The sequence below is a fragment of the Saprospiraceae bacterium genome (genome assembly GCA_016709995.1).
GTDB lineage: Bacteria > Bacteroidota > Bacteroidia > Chitinophagales > Saprospiraceae > JADJLQ01.
In genome coordinates this window covers 440,833-460,222 of sequence record JADJLQ010000001.1, presented here as the reverse complement: position 1 = coordinate 460,222, position 19,390 = coordinate 440,833, and the positions used below count along the sequence as shown (strand labels likewise).

The following is a 19,390-nucleotide window of genomic DNA, read 5'->3' as shown; positions in this document are numbered from 1 at the left end:
TAATTTGCAGTTGTATTTATTGTAATTAAGAGCCAAGTACCTATTGAATTACTTAAGAATTTCTGTTTTATTCATTTTACTACATGCGATCACCGAAACCACTCTTCGCGCAGAGCATTTAGTGGGTGGTGTTTTATCCTATGAATGTCTCGGCAATGGCAGCCTCGCCAATACTAAAAATTATAGATTTAAGCTTAGCCTGACCAGGGATTGTAGTCTCAGCACCTCTTTTGATACCAATATTGAAATCGGAATCTATCAAGCTACCGGGACACAATATGCATTCTATCGCAAAGTTAGTGTCCCTTTGACAAAAGAAACAAAAGTGCCATTGGATCAAAAATCATGTGCTATCTTATTATATAATGTCTGCGTGGCAGAAGCCATTTATGAATTTACCGTGACAGACCTACCGGTGATTAATCAGGATTACCTTATAGCTTACCAAAGGTGTTGCAGAAATATGACCATCACAAACATCCTCGATCCCGGTCGAACTGGAAGCACCATTATGATTGAAATCACTCCAGAGGCTCAACAATTGTGCAATCAAAGTGCCACTAGCAATCAACTGCCTCCATTGGTCGTCTGTGCCAACCAGGACCTGAGGATCAACCTGGCTTCTATCGATCCGGATGGTGATCAACTGATGTATGAACTTTGTGCTCCGTATACTGGCGGCGGTCCACAAGGAGGCGGAGGTTCTGCGGGAAGCCCAATAGGATGTAATGGAATAAACCCTGACCCTGCAGTCTGTGTTCCTCCACTCAACGAGGTCAGCTATGCCAATTCTATGACCACGGCCTTAAATCCTTTTCCTTCTTCAACCCCCATCCAATTAATAAATGGTGTCCTGATCGCCACTCCTAGTACGCTTGGCCAATATATTTTTGGAATTTGCATCAAAGAGTTTCGCAATGGCAAATTATTATCAACCCTGAGACGAGACATCCAAATTAATATAGCTTTGTGCAGTGCACCTATCAAGGCAGGAGTAGTAGCTGACAATACCGTATCAAATACAGCTACCATCAATCTGTGTGACCCAAACTCTCCTTTTGAGATAACCAATATTAGTGCAGACAGTCAATTCATCAAAACTGTTTTTTGGGAGTTTAAAGGCCCGAAAGGAAATATATTTAACGACACCACCTTTAACTTTAAAAAAACGTTTTCAGATACAGGTACATATATGGGAAAATTATTTCTTAACCGGGGAAATCAATGTTCCGATTCACTTAATGTCATAGTGCAATCGCGAAACAAATCAGAGATCACTGCCACGGTTTCCTACGATTCCTGTGATCTGTCGCCCGCTGTTTTTAATCTAAGTTCTACTACCCCCCTTGCGGATCTTAACATTAAATGGAGCTTTGGAGATAGTACTTTCTCTTCAAGTCCCCAGAATACCCATCAATATCTGCGTCCTGGTGTATATGATGTCGATGTAGTTACCACCAACCAACAGGGGTGCATGGCTCAGAAAACGCTCAAAGTAAAATACTTCCCAGCCCCTCCCAATCTGACTTTAGACTTTCCAGATTCTATTTTTTGCTTTCCATATTCCCTGAAGCTTGGATTGAAAGAAATTACCGATACTATCTATACTTATAATTGGAGTTTCAGTGATGGTAGAAATTTTTCAGGGGCACATCCATCAGTTATTTTTGATAAAGCTGTTTCAAGCACATTAATGATCAAGCTAGCATCTCCTGTGGGCTGCTTGAGTCAAAAATCTTTCTCCCGCACATTCGTCAGCAAAGAGAAACCAATAGCAGATTTTGCCTTGATCGACGACATGATTAATTTGAGAAATCCCCAGATAGACCTCATCAACCGTTCTGTTAATGCTGCTCAGTATGTTTGGAACTTCGGAGATGGGACCACCTCTACGCTGGCCAATCCTCAACATTTGTATGATCGGACAGGAAGGTTTACCATCACATTGATCGCTACCCATGCCAACGGATGTACCGACACCACCTTTCAAGTATTGACTATTGGAGAACATACAGATTTTTTTGCTCCAAATATATTTACTCCGAACGGAGATGGACAAAACGATCTATTCAAACCCCTTGGATTGGAATCCAACATGGTAAGCTTCGAAATGAATATATTTGATAGGTGGGGTGGAGTTTTATTTAAAAGTACTGACCCATCGATAGGTTGGGATGGCACTTCAACCAAAAACATTAGTGCACATGCCGCCGACGGAGTCTACTTATATTTTATAAAGTTTACCACTACAGATGGGCAGCAAAAACTGTTAAAAGGGTCCATAACATTAATTAGATGAAAAGCATTCATTTCAGTCGCTTAGCCATGATAGGGTTTTTGACCTTGATCTCTATATGGAGTGGATATTCCAGACATATCATCGGCAGCGATTTCTATTACGAATGTGAGGGTGCAGGCAGGGCCCCTAATACCAAGACATTGAAATTTCATCTGGATGTATATCGGGATTGCAGTACGCCCATATTGTTCAATCCCAATGCTGCCTTTGGTATTTATACATTTTCCAATGCCAGAGGCTACCGCTTTATTGATCAATTTACTGTTTCACATGGCAATATTTCTAATGTAAAAGCTGATCAAAATCCCTGTATCATCATTCCTCCAAATGTATGTGTCGAGACTACAGATTATGAATTCAGAATAGATCTTCCAGTGATAAATGAAACCTATGTGATATTTTATATACAATGCTGTCGAAATCGCACAATCTTAAATATTCCTAATCCAGGTAATACTGGTGCAACTTTTTTTATCGAAATCAGCCCTGAAGCTCAGACCAGTTGCAATAATAGTCCCAGGTTTAAATCGTTTCCACCTATCGTAATTTGTGCTGATTTTGCTTTAAATTTTGATCATAGCGCAACAGACAAAGACGGAGACTCGCTTGCATACGAGTTTTGCCCTTTGCTGGCAGGTGGTGGACCAGGGGGCGGCGTAGGGGGATTTCCTGGAAACGGAGGAGCTTGCCAAAGCCCAACGCCTGACCCAAGATCCTGCCCTCCTCCATTTACATTTTTAAGTTCTGTCGCAGGTTTTTCTTTTATTGAACCTCTCGGACGGGGGGTACTTCAACTTAACGATACTTCGGGGTTATTGACCGGTAGGCCAATGGAACTAGGACAATATGTAGTAGGAATTTGTGTAAAAGAATATCGAAATGGCAAACAGATTGGAGCTATCCATCGTGATTTTCAGTTTAATGTAACTATTTGTGAACAAGCTGTGCACGCTAAAATAAAAGCTGACAGCTCTAACGGAAAGGAATTTTTCATCAATTATTGTGGTGATGATGAAGTCAGTCTTTTTAATGAAAGTTTCAATACTGAATACATCAATAACTATTACTGGGAGTTTAAGCCAAAAAATAATCCGGGTTCCATCAAACCATTAATAAGCCAGGATCGTGATGCTAAGATTATTTTTACTCAACCAGGTCAATATACAGGCGTGATGATCGTCAATAGGAATGCAATCGTCTGTAATGACACTGCGTACCTAAATCTCAATATTATCCCTTCAGATATCAAAGCTGATTTTGAATTTGATTACGACAAATGTTCTACGGCCCCAATAAAATTTATGGACAAATCCGCCGGAAAAATCACCCCGGTAAAAACGTATAGCTGGGACTTTGCCGATACCAAATCAGCTACTGTCAAGAACCCGGTTCATCTTTTTGAAAAACCGGGTCTATTTAATGTGAAGTTGACAGTGACCGATGGCAAACTGTGTAAATCTGAGAAAATAAAACCTCTATCTTATTTCCCTTCTCCTGCCTTACTGGATATACTCCCGGATAAATTCAGAGCCTGTGTGCCAGCCACGATTATATTCCAAAATCTTTCCATCCCTCTCGATTCTACCTACGATATATCCTGGGAATTTGGAGATGGCTCCACTTCCAAAGTGATCCATCCTACTCATACCTACAAAGAGCCAGGATTATATAGTATCAAACTTTCACTCAAAGCCCCCAGTGGTTGTGTGACTACTGAAACATTTCCAAATTTTATTAGAGTCCAAGACGGCCCAATAGCCGATTTCAAATATACACCTGACGACCCTACGACTAAGAATTCTTCAGTTTCTTTTACCAATGAGAGCCGATTTGGTATTCAATATAATTGGGATTTTGGAGATGACGCGGGCTCAGTATTAAAAGACCCGGTACATACTTACAGAGATACAGGTGATTATATTGTTACCTTGACGACAAAACATGAAAATGGATGCACCGATTCGACCAGTCAATATTTACGAGTTGGTTTGTTTATTTCGTATTTTTTACCGAATGCCTTTACCCCAAACAACGATGGTATCAACGATCTTTATTTTGGCAAAGGTGCGCTCACAGGCATGCAGGACTTTCAGTTCTCTATATATAATCGATGGGGAGAATTAATCTATCATACCAAAGACCCATCAGAAGGGTGGAATGGAAAAAAAGCAAACATTGGGCCTCTCGAACCCAACGGAGTTTATGTTTGCGTCGTTAAGTATAAGAATGATCATGGAGTGCCAAAAGAGTTAAAAGGATTTGCTACCTTGATCAGATAATAATTAATTTCGCGGGACGAACAGATTTTAAACAATGCTGTGAATCAAGTTTTTAAAATAAACTATCTAAAATTTTTCCTTTGTTGCCTTTTGATACTTTCAGGACAAGTATCAGAGGCTCGTCACATCATTGGAAGCGATTTTTATTATGAGTGCAGAGGTCAGGGCAGGTTGGCTAACACTAAAAATTATCAATTTTCATTAACGATATATCGAGATTGCAGCAATCCATCCGGATCCGGATATGACCCGGACGCATTATTTGGTATTTATCGATTCAATGGTGCCAGGTATATCTTCGTTCAGGAGTTTACTGTCAATCATGGTAGTATCTCCAGAGTATTGCCTGAAAATAACCCTTGTCTGATCATTCCTCCCAATGTTTGCGTGGAGGAGTCCAGTTATGCTTTTGGATTTGATTTGCCAGTGATAGATGAGACCTATGTCATCTATTATATGCGCTGCTGTCGAAATAATACCATAGTGAACATTGTCGCTCCGAATAATACGGGTGCTACTTTTTTTATAGAGATCAGTCCGGCAGCGCAAAGAGTCTGTAATAATAGTCCAAAATTCAAATCATTTCCACCCATCGTGATATGTGCTGATTTTCCATTTGATTTTGATCACAGTGCCATCGATAAAGAAGGTGATTCATTAGTCTACGAATTTTGCACCCCTTATGCAGGAGGGGGCAGCGGTGCAGGTGATCCTCTTGGCGGCATTGGTTGCACCGCGGTCAGGCCAAGTCCAATGTCCTGTGCACCACCATTCTCTTATGTGAGCTTTGTGTCCCCGATATACTCTACCAATGATCCGATGGGTAAAGGAGTTTTGTCACTCAACTCTATGACTGGCCAATTGAAAGGTTTACCACAAGACCTGGGTCAATATGTAGTGGGTATTTGTGTCAAAGAATATAGAAACGGGGCTTTATTGGGTAGTATTCATCGGGATTTTCAGTTTAACATAGGTACCTGTGAACAGGCAGTCACCGCAAAAGTAATGGCAGACACCTCGGTGGGAAAAAGATTTACCATCAACTATTGTGGGGATCGGTCGGTTCAGCTGCAGAACGAAAGTTTTAGACCAGAATATATTAAGACCTATTATTGGGAATTTAAATCCAAAAACAATCCTAACAATCCTTTATTGACCAGCAATGATCGCAACGCATCCATACTATTTCCTGAGCCAGGCGAATACACAGGATTGATGATCGTCAATAAAAATGCTGCAGTATGTAGCGATACGGCTCTCATAGATCTTAAAATTATTCCCTCAGATATCAAAGCAGATTTTGAGTTTGTGTATGACAAATGCTCAAGCCTGCCCATCCAATTTCGTGATAAATCTACCGGCGTACAGACACCAGTCAAACTTTGGTCATGGAATTTTAAGGACGGAACTCAGTCAAGTTCTAAAAACCCTGCACATCTATTTAAAAGTCCGGGGGATTATCCGGTTCAACTGACCGTGTCGGATGGCAAAATCTGTAAATCTTCTATTTCAAAGGACATAACTTATTTCCCCGCGCCTGAATTATTAGACATCTTGCCTGATAAATTCAGGGCATGTGTGCCGGCTACGATCAATTTTACTAATCTTTCCATTCCCATAGATACTTCTTATAGGGTAGAATGGGATTTTGGAGATGGGAGCAGAAGCTCTGGTATCGATGCTAGTCATACGTACTCCAAGCCAGGTGCATATTCGATTGGTCTAACTGTCAAAGCCCCAAGCGGATGTGTCACTAAAGAAAGTTTCCCTGCTTTTATCAGGCTGCAGGAAGGGCCGACATCTGATTTTTCTTACAGCCCCGAAGTCATCACCACCCTTAATGCCAGCGTACAGTTTACCAATCTTTCTGCCAATGCTGAGCAATTTTCCTGGAACTTTGGAGATGAATTGGGATCGGACGAAAGTAGTCCATTCCATCATTACAGGGATACGGGCAGTTATGTGGTGACTCTCATCGCAAAACACCAAAATGGGTGCGTGGATACTTCACTAAAAAAACTAGATATATTGCTGAATATCAGCTACTTCCTCCCTAATGCTTTTACCCCTAACAACGATGGCGTCAATGATATATACGTGGGTACAGGAGCCTTGGCTGGAATGCAAAATTTTAGCATGAATATTTATAACAGATGGGGTGAAATGATCTACTATTCTGAAGACCCTGGAGCTGGCTGGAATGGTAAAAGACATAACAATGGACCTTTAGAGCCAAATGGGGTTTATGTTTGTATCGTAAAATACCAGACCGATCATGGAGAAAACCGAACGTTAAAATCATTTGCTACTCTCATTCGTTGAATAGTTTAAAAAAATGGGAGCAAATGGAAATAAAATGCTATTTTTGCCGCCTAAAATTTAGAAAATGGACGCGATTCAATATATTCAACAACAACTACTGAAAGACAGGACACAAATCGATGTTAAACCTGGTGATAATGTCAATGTAAGCTACAAAATTATTGAAGGAGATAAAGAACGTATCCAGAATTTTAAGGGCGATGTCATCCAAATCTCAGGCAGTGGCTTAACTAAAACTATCTGCATTCGCAAAATTTCCAACGGTGTAGGTGTCGAGAGGATATTTCCTTTAAACTCACCCAATATTGTAGAAATAGAGCTTCTGAAAAAAGGTAAAGTTAGAAGAGCTAAACTTTATTACCTACGTGCGTTGTCTGGTAAGAAGGCTCGTATCAAAGAAAAGAAGTTGCCTGTAAGCACTCAATCTTCAGATAAAGTAAATTCTTAAAACCTAAGGATTTTTCACTAATCCTGGTAGGTTATTTTACTACTACTACTAATTTTCTTGAAATAGAATGCATCCCTGCGTTCAATTTAATGATATATATACCGTTAGGTAATGTTGGATAGATTACTGTATGGTTATTTTCTGATATACGAATGTTTTGAACCCAAATAGTTCTACCGTATATATCTATTAGTTGTATACTTCCATTCATATGAATGATTGATTGATCTGCATCCCAGGTGATATGAAGGGGACTGTTACGACTAGGGTTGGGATAGATGGCGACTTTGCTCATCAATAGTTCGTCCCTGGAGGCAGTTATAATACAAAAAGGGCCTTGCCTCACTTTATCGATGATGACAAAATTGGAAGACAAAGAAAAACAGTCATCGGATATGGCTAATCCACTCACCATATCTACGCCTGCGCTCACCAATAATTTGCCAGTATAAATCACTGAATAAATTTTGAGGAGTCCTGCACTATCATGTTCAAACTCAAGCCGATTGGTGGAATATACTTTTGATATCTTATTATTTTCAACTCCCAAATAAGCAACTTTGAATCCAAGGGTATCACTAGTAGATACCTTAATCGTATCTGCTATAGAATCTCCTGCACACAAAGTAATTACTGAGTCTTTCAGTGAAGTAATGATCCGGTGGGGAGGGGGTACCGTTTTAGTGACCAAAACGTAATTCTTGGAAACATCATAACACTTGTCAGAATAAGCAGTTTGAAAAACATTTCTATTTATCACTCCTGTAAAATCACCTTTATAAGCTACACCATATATACGGCACCTGGAGTTGATAGCAGCATTGCCGAAATCTATCTTATCAACAGAGCTAAAACCTACTATGATGTCTTGTTCATTAGCCAAAATATATCGGTACCCGAGTGATCGGTCATTGATTGGGATCATTTGGATAATATCCTGATCCAGATTAGATGGACAAGTGAATACCCGATCACTGCCTTCGGAAGTGGTGAGCCTGCCTCCATCTATTTCCCCAACTACCACCTCGATTCTACCGGCTGAAAATTCAAAACAATCGTCAGAATATGTATCAAGGCGCAACAACGAACCTTTATTGACTGACCTATCACCGAAATAGGATACCCCATATACAAAGTACTGGCCATGAGGCAGTGAGTCAAAATTGTAGTTGAAACTGGATACAATATCCACAATTTTGAGCGTGCTGTCTGTGATTATAAAATCATAAGGATTGGAGGAAACATTGACATTTCTAAAAGTTATAATTTTATTTCCAGATTCTGAAGGGCAAAATAATTCTTTGGCGCTTCCATTAGGTAATAGGATACCACCACCTCTTGGGAGTTCAAAACTCACCCTGATGAAGTTATCAGAGATACTATAACAACCATCAGAATACGAAGACACAAAAAGATTGCTAGCCTTCGTAATCACTTTTTTGCCCGAATAGGCTACCCCGTAGATTCTTAAGGAAGAAAGTGAGGTAGATTCGAAAGAGAGACTATCATTTTTAATAAAATCCAATATCAGACCGCCTTCCGTAGTCAATACATAATCGTAGGGTGACACGCTATTCAATTTGCGCTCCAGATTTAGTTTTCGTGATTCGGTGTGTGTAGGACATGCAAAATAAGAGGTAGCCCCACCCTTTAAACTAATAGACCCACCTTTGGCAACAGATTTAGTTATGGTTAGAAAATTTTCAGACACATCATAACAACCTGAAGCAAGCACCCTATTCAGTAGTGAATCCTTTTGAGCGAAAAACTGTCCGGTGTAGGCTACACCATATGCTCGACAAACACCCACTTGATAAGCTTCAAAATCGATAAAAGTGCCTAAGGGTGTTACGGACAAGATTTTGCCTATCTCATTTACTATCAATACATTATAATTTGTTTTAGAATTATTTTTGGCAGTAAAAATGATCCTATCTGGTAGGTTATCTCCAGGACATGCAAACAGTAGGGTATCATTGGTACTGGTAGTGAGGAGGCCTCCCTTAGGTACAAAAAGGGAGACAGGGATACTATTTGATGACCAGATAAAACAATCACTCGACATAGGGACAGATCCTTCAATTAAGACAGTGTCACCTACTTTTAACAACAAAGTCCCAGAATACCCTAAAGCCCTGATCGTGTAATTTCCTTCAGGATTTGTGTCCAGATTGAAAGCATTGGTGTGGCTGATATCGTGACAAATATTGTTTTCGTCCAATAAAACCAAAGCCGTAGCTGATGCCTGACCACCTGTAAAACGCACAAAAAAATCATCTGCCTTGCCATCACCTGGGCAAAAAATAGATTGTTGATTTATTGGTTCAATCGAAACGGCCAATAAACTATCAATATCAAGTCGCACTGCATTGATACCAACAGAATAACAGCCATCGGATATAGCTGCATTTGAAATATTGCTCAAACCATTTGCAATAATCAGATTGCCTGTATAGACCACTTGATATATTAGGTAAGTATCAGGTGGCAAGGATTCTATTACATATGTTTTATCAAAAAATTCATCTATTATGGTCCCATTAAATGTGGTCACCAAAAATACTAAGTTGCCTGTGGACCTTGCAGGTAATTCCATGACCAGAGTGTCCTTGGTCGCATTATTAAAGCAAATAAAGGTATCCTGACCGCCATTTTTAAAGAAAGCATCTTGAGCAGCAGGCACCTCCCTGACCACCCGAATTACATTTTCTGACAACCTTATACATCCACCAACTGCCGTGATGCTCGTAACATCCAAACCAATGGTATATTTTATCGTATCTGTATAAGACAGTCCCCACACCCTGAACGCTTTAGGATTGCCCCCATCGAAGTTAAACGTAGGTGTGTTCTGCACCATAATAATATTATCTCCTGCGTCCGCAAGGACGAATGCGTACTTGGTATGAGAAGTGTCCAACTTTGCAAATATCACATTGTCTGGCTTGCCATCTCCGGCACAGGCATATATCACATCATTGATAGCATTTGGAGAAGAGATATTATGGGGAAGACATTGCGAATGTAGATCTCCCGCCAAAATAAAAATTATGGTCGAAAAAATCCAGATAAACCATCGTGCAAGATGCTTATAGCCCTGTGAAGTGAACTTCATACTTTATCCAGTTTCGTTCAATATCAACTCTATCATTCAATATGATTAACGAATGCTAACTGCATAAATCATACCATATTGAAAAAAAAACCCTGAGAATCATTGATCTCAGGGTTCGAAACATCAAAAGGCAAATAAAATGATGATATATTTTTATTTTAATACAGTAAGCTTGATGCTATCAAATATATAACCATTTTGGAACATTATAAAATACATTCCTGGCTTAAGATCACTTGTATTTATGATAATATCTTGATTGTCAGTTATTTGACTATCTAAAATTATTTTTTTATTTATACCACCTGATATATTCGACACACTGAGCTGCGGCCTTCCACCGGTCAAATATTTGGATTTTAACCTAATTTTGACCAAATCGGAAGCTGGATTTGGATAGACTGACAAAAACACCTTATTCTCTGGTGTGACCCCTAGGTTTTTACATAAACCTCCCGTATTTGACTTATTGATAGTCACGTAATTGTCAGATAAATCATAACATCCACTGGCCAGTTTCGACTTTGTAATATCATCATTCCTGAATGCAGTAAGTATCCCCCCATAGGAGACACCATATACTCTGCAGACGCCGGGATCTGACCCATTAAAATCATGGCGCCCTGATAAATCCTGAATGACCGACTGCAATCTGTTTTGAGCATCTGTGACTAACAATGCATATTTCAAAGCAACAGATGAATTATAATTGAAGCGAATCGTATCAGCCGCAAGATCCTCTACGCAAATATTTATCACTGTATCACCTCCAAATATTTCTAACCTGCCACCATCAGCTGGTGCTTTAAACACCCTAATGAAGCTATCGGTGACTTCAAAGCAACCATTTACCAGATTATTGTCCTGAATAAATTTACTATGACCATTTAATAGGCCATTGTAAGATAGACCATATATTTTGCATAATCCAATCGGGAAAGTATCCAGGTCAAATATTGACTGAGTACTCACTGCGATGATGCTATCGCCGGCATTAGTGACTACATAAGCATACGACAATGGGGCTGCACCTACAGCAGACAAGGACACGAAATCTGCCTGTCCATCACCCGGGCATAGATAGAAGCTGGTGTTGCCATTGGCATTTATGATTCCTGCTTCTGGTTGGTATTTTCTCACGAGAATAGAATTAGTAGAAACCCCGTAACAACTGTCAACAAGTCTATGGGCAGAAATTTTATCGCCTGGCAGGGCCAAAAAATTGCCTTTAAATGCGATTCCAAATATTTGGGTAGAGCCTTCTGGACAATCCTGGCTGGTAAATTGACCCGCCTTAGATACAAATCGCAAGGTATCATCTTTGATCCCAATAAAATAGTAGGACACTCCAGCTGTACTTCCATTGACACTCAACTTAAATGTATCTACAGACTGTGATTGAAGACAAAGGTCTAATACGGCAAGGTTTTGTTCAAGACGGATATTTCCGGCCCTGATTTCCTCATTATTGACATGGATTACATTTCGACTTAATTCATAACAGTCACTGGCAAAGTCCGCCTCAGTTATACTTTCACCCACCTTTGCGGTGACCAATCCCAAATAAGAAACTCCATATATTTTTTTGACCTGGCTTGGCAACAACTCCAAATTAACATTTCCCACATTTAGTTGAATGATTAAATTTTGCTCATCAGTGGCTACATATTGGTAAGGCAAAAGCGAACTTGAAGACTTTTTGATGTTTAATAAATCCGGCCACCCATCCTTATAACAAACAAGGAATGAAGTATCTCCATTGACCAAGGCAATATCTCCCCCTTCAGGTCGATCCTTGATGAGTATGAGCGCATTAGATGATCTTTCGTTACATCCGGTAGAAGCCAATGTACCTGGAAAATAATCGCCTGTCTTCAATCTCAGCTCTCCAGTGTATGCCAGACCCCAAATTTTACATAAACCACGTGAGCTACCGTTAAGATTAAATGTATCTGTCTTCAGAATCCTTATCACGGTATCCTGAACATTTGTCAAGACGAACACAAAAGGAGTCAAGTGAGCTGTAGAAGAAGTCAACCTGGCCGAGACCAGATTGGAATTTGAACACAACAAGATACTGTCTTTGCCGTTTTCAAACTTTATACTTCCAGCTCTTGCTTCGCCGACAGTGAGCTTAAGAGGTTGACCAGATACTTTAAAACAACCTGATGCCAGATCCTTAGCCTCAATTTGATTGCCTTCGAGGTTTAAGGCACCTGCGTAGGAGATCGCATACAAATTATATTTGCCCTTTTCGCTAGATGAAAGATTAAAACTTTGATTGTTTTGATATCTTATTACCCTACCCATACTATCAGTCAATACATATGTAAGGTTAAGCCTGGAAGCAGAAAGGTTTTTGATGTGTAAGAGCATCCCTGCACTATCATTGATACAGACAAATTTTTCCATGGTCAGATCGTCAAATGTGATCGTCCCCGGATCCGGCACATCAGTAAGAATGGTTAGATAATTATCTGAATAGTCATAACAATCATCTGAAGCCGATGCAGATACAGATTGCCCTATTTGTAGCGTCGTATCTCCAGTAAAGGTGAGATGATACATTCTACGAGTGGTCACCGGCCAATTATTGACATCGATAGAAGAAACTCCTGTCCAGGATATTATGTGGTCAGTCGTATCTGAAAGGACCCAGAGTTGCTTAGGTCCGACCTCACCTATGGATTCAAATTGGACTATATCGGCTTTGTCATCAAGGCAACGGATAATATCGCCGGCAGATAACCCTTGGAAAGCAATTTTGCCCCCATCAGGCAATGATTTAGATATAGTGATATAACTCGTCGTCAATGCATAACAATCGTCAGACCATAATATATTTAAGATTTTTTTACCCAAACCCTCGGTGAACAGTGTGCCTGTATAAGTCAATCCCCAGATCCTGCAAATTCCGTTGGCCAGCACAGAAGCGGGCAATTCAGCATTGGTTTGGATAGCTAATACTTTGTCAGCTGTATCGGTTATGATATACCGCACATACCCTGCAGAATTGTTTTTTAAAACCAAAGGAATAGTTTGATTCTTTATACTTGAAGAACAAATAAATAGAGATGATTGGTCATCTGAAAGGGAAATGCTTCCCCCTTTAGGAGTATCTCTAACAAGGGTCAGAAAGTTCGTACTGACAGCATGACAGTCACTGGCCAGCATATCGTTGATTTTAGCTCCCACCTTACCTATGAAATCTCCTGTATAACTTACTGCGTAAGCCTTACAAGTCTTACAATTAAGCTGATCAGCATCAAAATCAGGTTCCTCATAGATCGCAACCAATGTGCTGGTTTCATCAACCACCACATACTTATGCAGGCTCCTGGATGGAAAAGTTGAATTAATTTTTATAGGGTCGGCCTTACCATCAGGAGCACAAACAAAGACCGGTGAAAAACTTTGAGCATCAATCACTGGTGAAAGGGGATATTCTCTAATGATCACGATATAATTGAGTGATTGCTCATAACACAAATCAGTGATTCTGGCACTACCAATATGCTGCCCAATGACTTTTTTGATATTGCCTTTGTAAGAATACCCATATACATGATATTCAGGATTGTTCAATCCATTAAAGTCAAGTTTGCCTGAAGTTGAAATCCTTCTGATGGTATCCCGATCATCAGTAATCACAAAAATAAAAGGAGTTGAATAAGTGTACGGCTTAAATGAAATGATATCAGATTGGTCATCCGGACACGAATAGACCAAAGTATCTCCTCCAAAAGTTTCGACTTTTTTACCAGATACGCATTGGGCAGATATAAATTGGTTGGTAAGGCAGAAAAAAAGACATAGCGTAGCCAGTCTATATGCATAGTTCATGGTGTTTGATTTTTGATAAATTATAAAATGTCGTTCTTGATTAGTAAATTAAATAATTCTGCAATAACTTAATCTGTCACAAAATAAGGTTAAGGAGGTACTACTTTTAGTTAATGCTCATACATATTAAATTCACACATATATTAACCTCAATGAATGTATCTCCTCTGTGTCAATTTTGTTTTATAATGCTTTATTAAAAAAAATAGTTAACAATTTGCACAATCAAGTGTTTTAATTAATCGTTGATGTCCACTTTAACCTGATGTAGCTTGTCTTAAATGATCTAAAATACATAAAGCGCTTTTCAATATCTTTGCAACCAATTAATCCATGTCCAGCAGAATCCTTATCCTTATTATTCTTCTCATTGGTATAGATGCCTATAGCTACCAATGGTTCAAACAGCTCTTCCCTACTCAGGTGCTTAGCTTAAAAATCATCGCCAATATTGTATTTTGGTTAGGTACTCTGATCTCCATTTTCTTATTTGTGACTTATTTCACTGGTGCCTCGGATAAGCTGCCCAACCAACTTTTGGTATACCTCAGGGCATTCGCTTTCATTAGTTATTTTGCGAAATTTGTTAGCTTACCGATCATGTTGATTGATGACATACGGCGAGGAGCAGGATATGTGATCAAGTCTATTAGCCCTACTTATGCCTACAACCCCAGTCGATCCCGATTTTTAAGCACACTGGGTGCTGCTGTCGCCGGTATACCTTTTTTTACCTTGTTTTATGGCATGGCGCGCAATGCCTACCGGTATACTACACACAAGATAAAAATCCCGGTAAAAAATCTACATCCTTCTCTGGAAGGGTTGCGAATAGTACAGATATCAGATATCCATAGTGGAAGCTTCACCGCAGTCGACCCGATTAGAAAAAGTATAGATATCGTCAACAAATTAAAGCCTGATCTTTTGTTTTTCACCGGCGACCTGGTCAATTATAAGGCAGACGAGGTGGAACCTTACCTGGATATATTTTCTCAAATGAAAGGAAAATATGGTAGTTTCTCCATTTTTGGAAATCATGATTACGGTGATTATGCCCAATGGTCTACGCCTCAATCCAAAATAGACAATCTTGAGAAACTAAAAAATCATCATAAAGAGATAGGATGGGATTTGCTTTTAAACCGTCACCAGGTAGTAGAGATCAATGGACAAAAAATCAGTGTTATAGGTGTAGAAAACTTTTCTGCCTCTCACAGATTTTCTAAATATGGCAACCTTGCAAACGCATATGAGGGTACTCCCAATGATAGTTTAAAACTTTTATTGTCCCATGACCCCAGCCATTGGGATTTTGAGGTCACTAAGCAATTTCAGGACATCGCTGTCACTTGTTCAGGGCACACCCATGGTTTTCAGTTTGGTATAGAGATCCCGGGATACTTAAAATGGAGCCCTAGCCAATATATGTATAAGGAGTGGGCGGGATTATATCAACAAAACAATCAACATTTATATGTCAATAGAGGCTTTGGATTTTTGGGCTACCCGGGAAGAGTGGGTATTCTACCAGAAATTACACTAATAGAATTGACGACTGCATGAAAGTAGATTTCTTATTGAGAAGCATTTCATCCATAAAACTTATTGAAATCTTCATTAAGTACGGATTCTTTTCATGGATTTTGGCGACCATATGCTGCAAACAAGAAGCACCTGCAGTGGTTTATGATAGTACCAAAGTAGAAGGCAACTGGCTGGTCACCGAAGCTTTGCGCAATAATAAACATACTCAGACACTCAATGGAGCGGAGTTTAATATATCTAAGGACCATCTGACTCACAACCTATATGGTGCAGATTCGAGTTATCTGATTCAATGGGGACAAGGCTACATTTATGCTCCACGTGACACCTTTCGCATAGAGTCTATCGTCGATAGCTTTATGGTACTTCAGGTTTTGCTGCAACGGCATAATTTTAAGTTCTCCCTAAAAAAACAAACCGACCAAACTGAAATATCCAACGAAATTGACACTGTAGGCCTAAATTAATCAGTACTAAAATGGATTTTTCATCCAATCCATCTCTCCAGACTTAAAAAACCAAAAAAGGGCGATAATCAACATTGGTATCAATGTGGACATGATCATCAATGGATAATACCAGGAAGGCACACCGGCATATTCTAATCGATCAGCGATCCAGGAAATCACCAATATGGAAAAAGAGATCAAAGAGACTCCAAGGCACAATAATAACCCGATATAATCGCTGACCAACCAGATCAGCAAGTATAAAATAGCCTGACCCAGAGCGATCATCAATAGCCTTTCACCATTCATATTAACCTGAAAAATATGTGTTTAATAAAAAATAAATATCGTCTTTGCAGCCACAAGATAGAGCATTTATACAGCAGATCCTTAACCAAGAAATAGGTGAAACATAAATTATTTATAGTTTTGCACCCTAATTCAATGTAGGTCATTATCATATTATGGGAAAAAAACTGCTAATCGTAGAGTCTCCGGCAAAAGCTAAAACCATCGAAAAATACCTTGGCGAGGAGTACCAGGTCAAATCGAGCTTTGGCCATGTAAGAGACTTGGAAAAAGGCAAAAGAGGGATCGAAATAGACAATAATTTTCAGCCTAATTACATCGTCAGTCCTGAAAAACACAAAGTCGTCAAAGAACTCAAAGACTCAGCCAGAAAAGCATCTGAAGTATGGCTCGCGACGGACGAAGATCGGGAGGGAGAGGCTATAGCCTGGCACCTTTGTGAGGTACTCGATCTTGATCCTAAAATCACCAAACGAATTGTATTTCATGAAATCACCAAACCCGCTATCCAGGCAGCCGTACTCAATCCGCGCAAAGTCGATCTCGACCTGGTCAATGCGCAGCAGGCTAGACGAGTCCTGGATCGATTGGTGGGATTCGAACTATCAGAACTATTGTGGAGAAAAATAAAAAACAATCTTTCAGCAGGTCGTGTACAATCAGTAGCAGTAAAACTAATCGTAGAAAGGGAAAGGGAAATCCGAAACTTTGAAGTTACTCCGTTTTTTAAAGTAAGCGCTTTATTCAAAGTCCAGGACAAAGAAGGACGCAACTATACCATCAAAGCTGAGCGCCCGGAACGTTTTGATGATATGGCCGGCGCCAGAGCCTTCCTCGAATCATGCAAAAAAGCAGCTTTTACGATTAAGACTATTGAAGTCAAGCCACTCAGACGAAAGCCCGCTGCACCTTTTACCACTTCTACTCTTCAACAGGAAGCTTCTCGAAAACTGGGCTTTTCTGTCTCTCGCACCATGGTCACCGCACAGCGATTGTACGAACAGGGATTGATCACCTATATGAGGACTGACTCCACTTCTTTGAGTGCAACAGCCATACAACAAATCACGCAGGAAATTACCAGCAGTTTTGGCTCCCAATATGTAGAGCAGAGGACTTACAAAAGCAAAACAGCCAACGCCCAGGAAGCTCACGAGGCCATCAGGCCATCTTATATCGATAGACAGGAAGTATCCTCGATCAGAGATGAGCAGCGGTTGTATGAACTGATATGGAAAAGGGCAATTGCTTCGCAAATGGCCGATGCTGAATTAGAAAAGACGATAGTTAAAATAGGCATCTCCACCATGCCACAGGAGTATCTCCAGGCGGAAGGTGAAATTATAAAATTTGATGGTTTCCTCAAAGTGTATCTGGAATCGGAAGATGAAGAAGAAGAGGCTCACGATGAAACTATCCTGCCTCCCCTCACCGTCGGACAACAACTCGACCTGCGAAAAATGGAAGCCATCCAACGATTTACCAGGCCTCCAGCTCGATATACCGAAGCCAGCCTTGTAAAAAAACTGGAGGAATTAGGCATAGGCCGACCTTCCACCTATGCACCTACTATTTCAAAAATCATGGAAACAGGGAGAGGTTATGTAATCAAAGAATTAAGAGAGGGTACCGAAAGGAAATTTGAAGTGCTCACCCTTGAGCAAGGTGTGATCAAACAACATACAGACAAAGAAATTACGGGAGCTGCTAAAAATAATTTATTTCCTACGGATATGGGTATGCTGGTCGTCGATTTTCTCAATAAAAACTTTGAGGAAATCATGAATTACAGCTTTACGGCGGAGATTGAAAAGAAATTTGATGTGATAGCAGACGGCAAAATGGAATGGCATCAGATGATTGACTCTTTTTATCATCCATTCCACAAAAAACTCGAAGACACCCTCCAAAATACAGGTAGAGAAAGCGGCAAACGAATCCTGGGTACCGATCCAAAATCCGGCAACACCGTTTTTGTCCGGATGGCCAGATTTGGACCTGTCGTGCAGATCGGAGATACTGATGAGGTAAAGGAAGAAGAAAAACCAGAGTTTGCCAATCTCAAAGCTGGCCAATCCATGGAAAACATCAGCTTTGAACAGGCTATGGAACTGTTTAAATTACCAAAAACGCTCGGAAATTTTGAAGATAAAGAAGTAACTATTGGCCAGGGAAGATTTGGCCCTTATGTAAAATACGATGAAGGATTCATCTCCATCCCTCGCAACGAAGATCCTTTGTCTATCACTATGGAACGGGCAATTGAACTCATCAATGACAAAAGGACTGCTGATGCTCCTGTAGCCAATTATAAACAGATGCCCATCACTAAAGGCAAAGGTCGATTCGGCCCATTTTTGAAGTGGAATGATCTGTACGTAAATGTTTCTCCCAAATACAATTTTGATCAACTCGATGCCAGGACAGCTATCGAATTAGTGGTGGCCAAAGAAGAGAAAGAAGCTAAGAGGTTTATCAACAATTGGGAAGAGGAAAAAATAAGCGTTCAGAATGGCAGATGGGGACCGACCATATTCTTTGGAAAAAAATATTTCAATTTCCCAAAAGACAAGGAAGGTAACAGGATCACTGCCGAAGAAGCTGCAAACTATAAATTGGAAGAAGTAAAAGCCATCATCGAGGCCAATGATCCCAAGGCTTTTACCAAAAAGACCAAAGTCACTAAAGCCAAAGTCAGCACTACAAATGCAAAAAGTACGATCGCTAAAAAACCAGCTAAAAAGGTAATTACTATAAAGAAAAAAGTAAAAGCTTAGA

10 protein-coding genes are annotated in these 19,390 nt (G+C 39.9%); 7 read left to right on the top strand and 3 right to left on the bottom strand.

The genetic code is table 11. The annotated features are described in order from the left end of the window. The first annotated feature begins 43 nt into the window (after positions 1–43). The 4 genes from IPJ09_01950 to rplS all read left to right on the top strand — a co-directional run bounded on the left by IPJ09_01950 (position 44) and on the right by rplS (position 7,348). Positions 44–2,299, top strand: coding sequence for a gliding motility-associated C-terminal domain-containing protein (locus IPJ09_01950; GenBank protein ID MBK7370206.1), 2,256 nt, complete (start codon positions 44–46; stop codon positions 2,297–2,299). Then, a complete protein-coding gene (locus IPJ09_01945; protein MBK7370205.1) occupies positions 2,296–4,578 on the top strand; it encodes a PKD domain-containing protein in 2,283 nt (760 codons plus the stop codon). Before IPJ09_01950 ends, IPJ09_01945 begins: the two co-directional genes overlap by 4 nt. 90 nt (positions 4,579–4,668) lie before the next feature. Beyond that, positions 4,669–6,900, top strand: a complete 2,232-nt coding sequence (locus IPJ09_01940) for a PKD domain-containing protein (protein MBK7370204.1) — start codon at positions 4,669–4,671, stop codon at positions 6,898–6,900. Between the two features lie 73 nt (positions 6,901–6,973). Then, complete coding sequence (gene rplS / locus IPJ09_01935) at positions 6,974–7,348, top strand: 50S ribosomal protein L19 (GenBank protein ID MBK7370203.1); 375 nt, start codon at positions 6,974–6,976, stop codon at positions 7,346–7,348. A 31-nt stretch (positions 7,349–7,379) separates the two neighbouring features. Here rplS and IPJ09_01930 read toward each other — a convergent pair whose 3' ends face one another. Next, positions 7,380–10,463, bottom strand: coding sequence for a T9SS type A sorting domain-containing protein (locus IPJ09_01930; protein ID MBK7370202.1), 3,084 nt, complete (start codon positions 10,461–10,463; stop codon positions 7,380–7,382). Positions 10,464–10,616: 153 nt separating this feature from the next. Beyond that, positions 10,617–14,306 (bottom strand): T9SS type A sorting domain-containing protein, encoded by a 3,690-nt coding sequence (locus tag IPJ09_01925; protein MBK7370201.1) that lies wholly within the window; start codon positions 14,304–14,306, stop codon positions 10,617–10,619. Between the two features lie 333 nt (positions 14,307–14,639). On the opposite strand from IPJ09_01925, the gene IPJ09_01920 reads away from it, so the two are divergent. Continuing rightward, entirely contained in the window at positions 14,640–15,872 is a 1,233-nt protein-coding gene (locus IPJ09_01920) for a metallophosphoesterase (protein ID MBK7370200.1), read from the top strand. Then, complete coding sequence (locus IPJ09_01915) at positions 15,869–16,321, top strand: hypothetical protein (protein ID MBK7370199.1); 453 nt, start codon at positions 15,869–15,871, stop codon at positions 16,319–16,321. Before IPJ09_01920 ends, IPJ09_01915 begins: the two co-directional genes overlap by 4 nt. Positions 16,322–16,327: 6 nt before the next feature. Here the strand turns inward: IPJ09_01915 and IPJ09_01910 are convergent, their stop codons facing one another. After that, positions 16,328–16,612, bottom strand: a complete 285-nt coding sequence (locus IPJ09_01910; GenBank protein MBK7370198.1) for a hypothetical protein — start codon at positions 16,610–16,612, stop codon at positions 16,328–16,330. Between the two features lie 155 nt (positions 16,613–16,767). On the opposite strand from IPJ09_01910, the gene topA reads away from it, so the two are divergent. Then, entirely contained in the window at positions 16,768–19,389 is a 2,622-nt protein-coding gene (gene topA / locus IPJ09_01905) for a type I DNA topoisomerase (protein ID MBK7370197.1), read from the top strand. The last annotated feature ends 1 nt before the right edge of the window (position 19,390 follow it).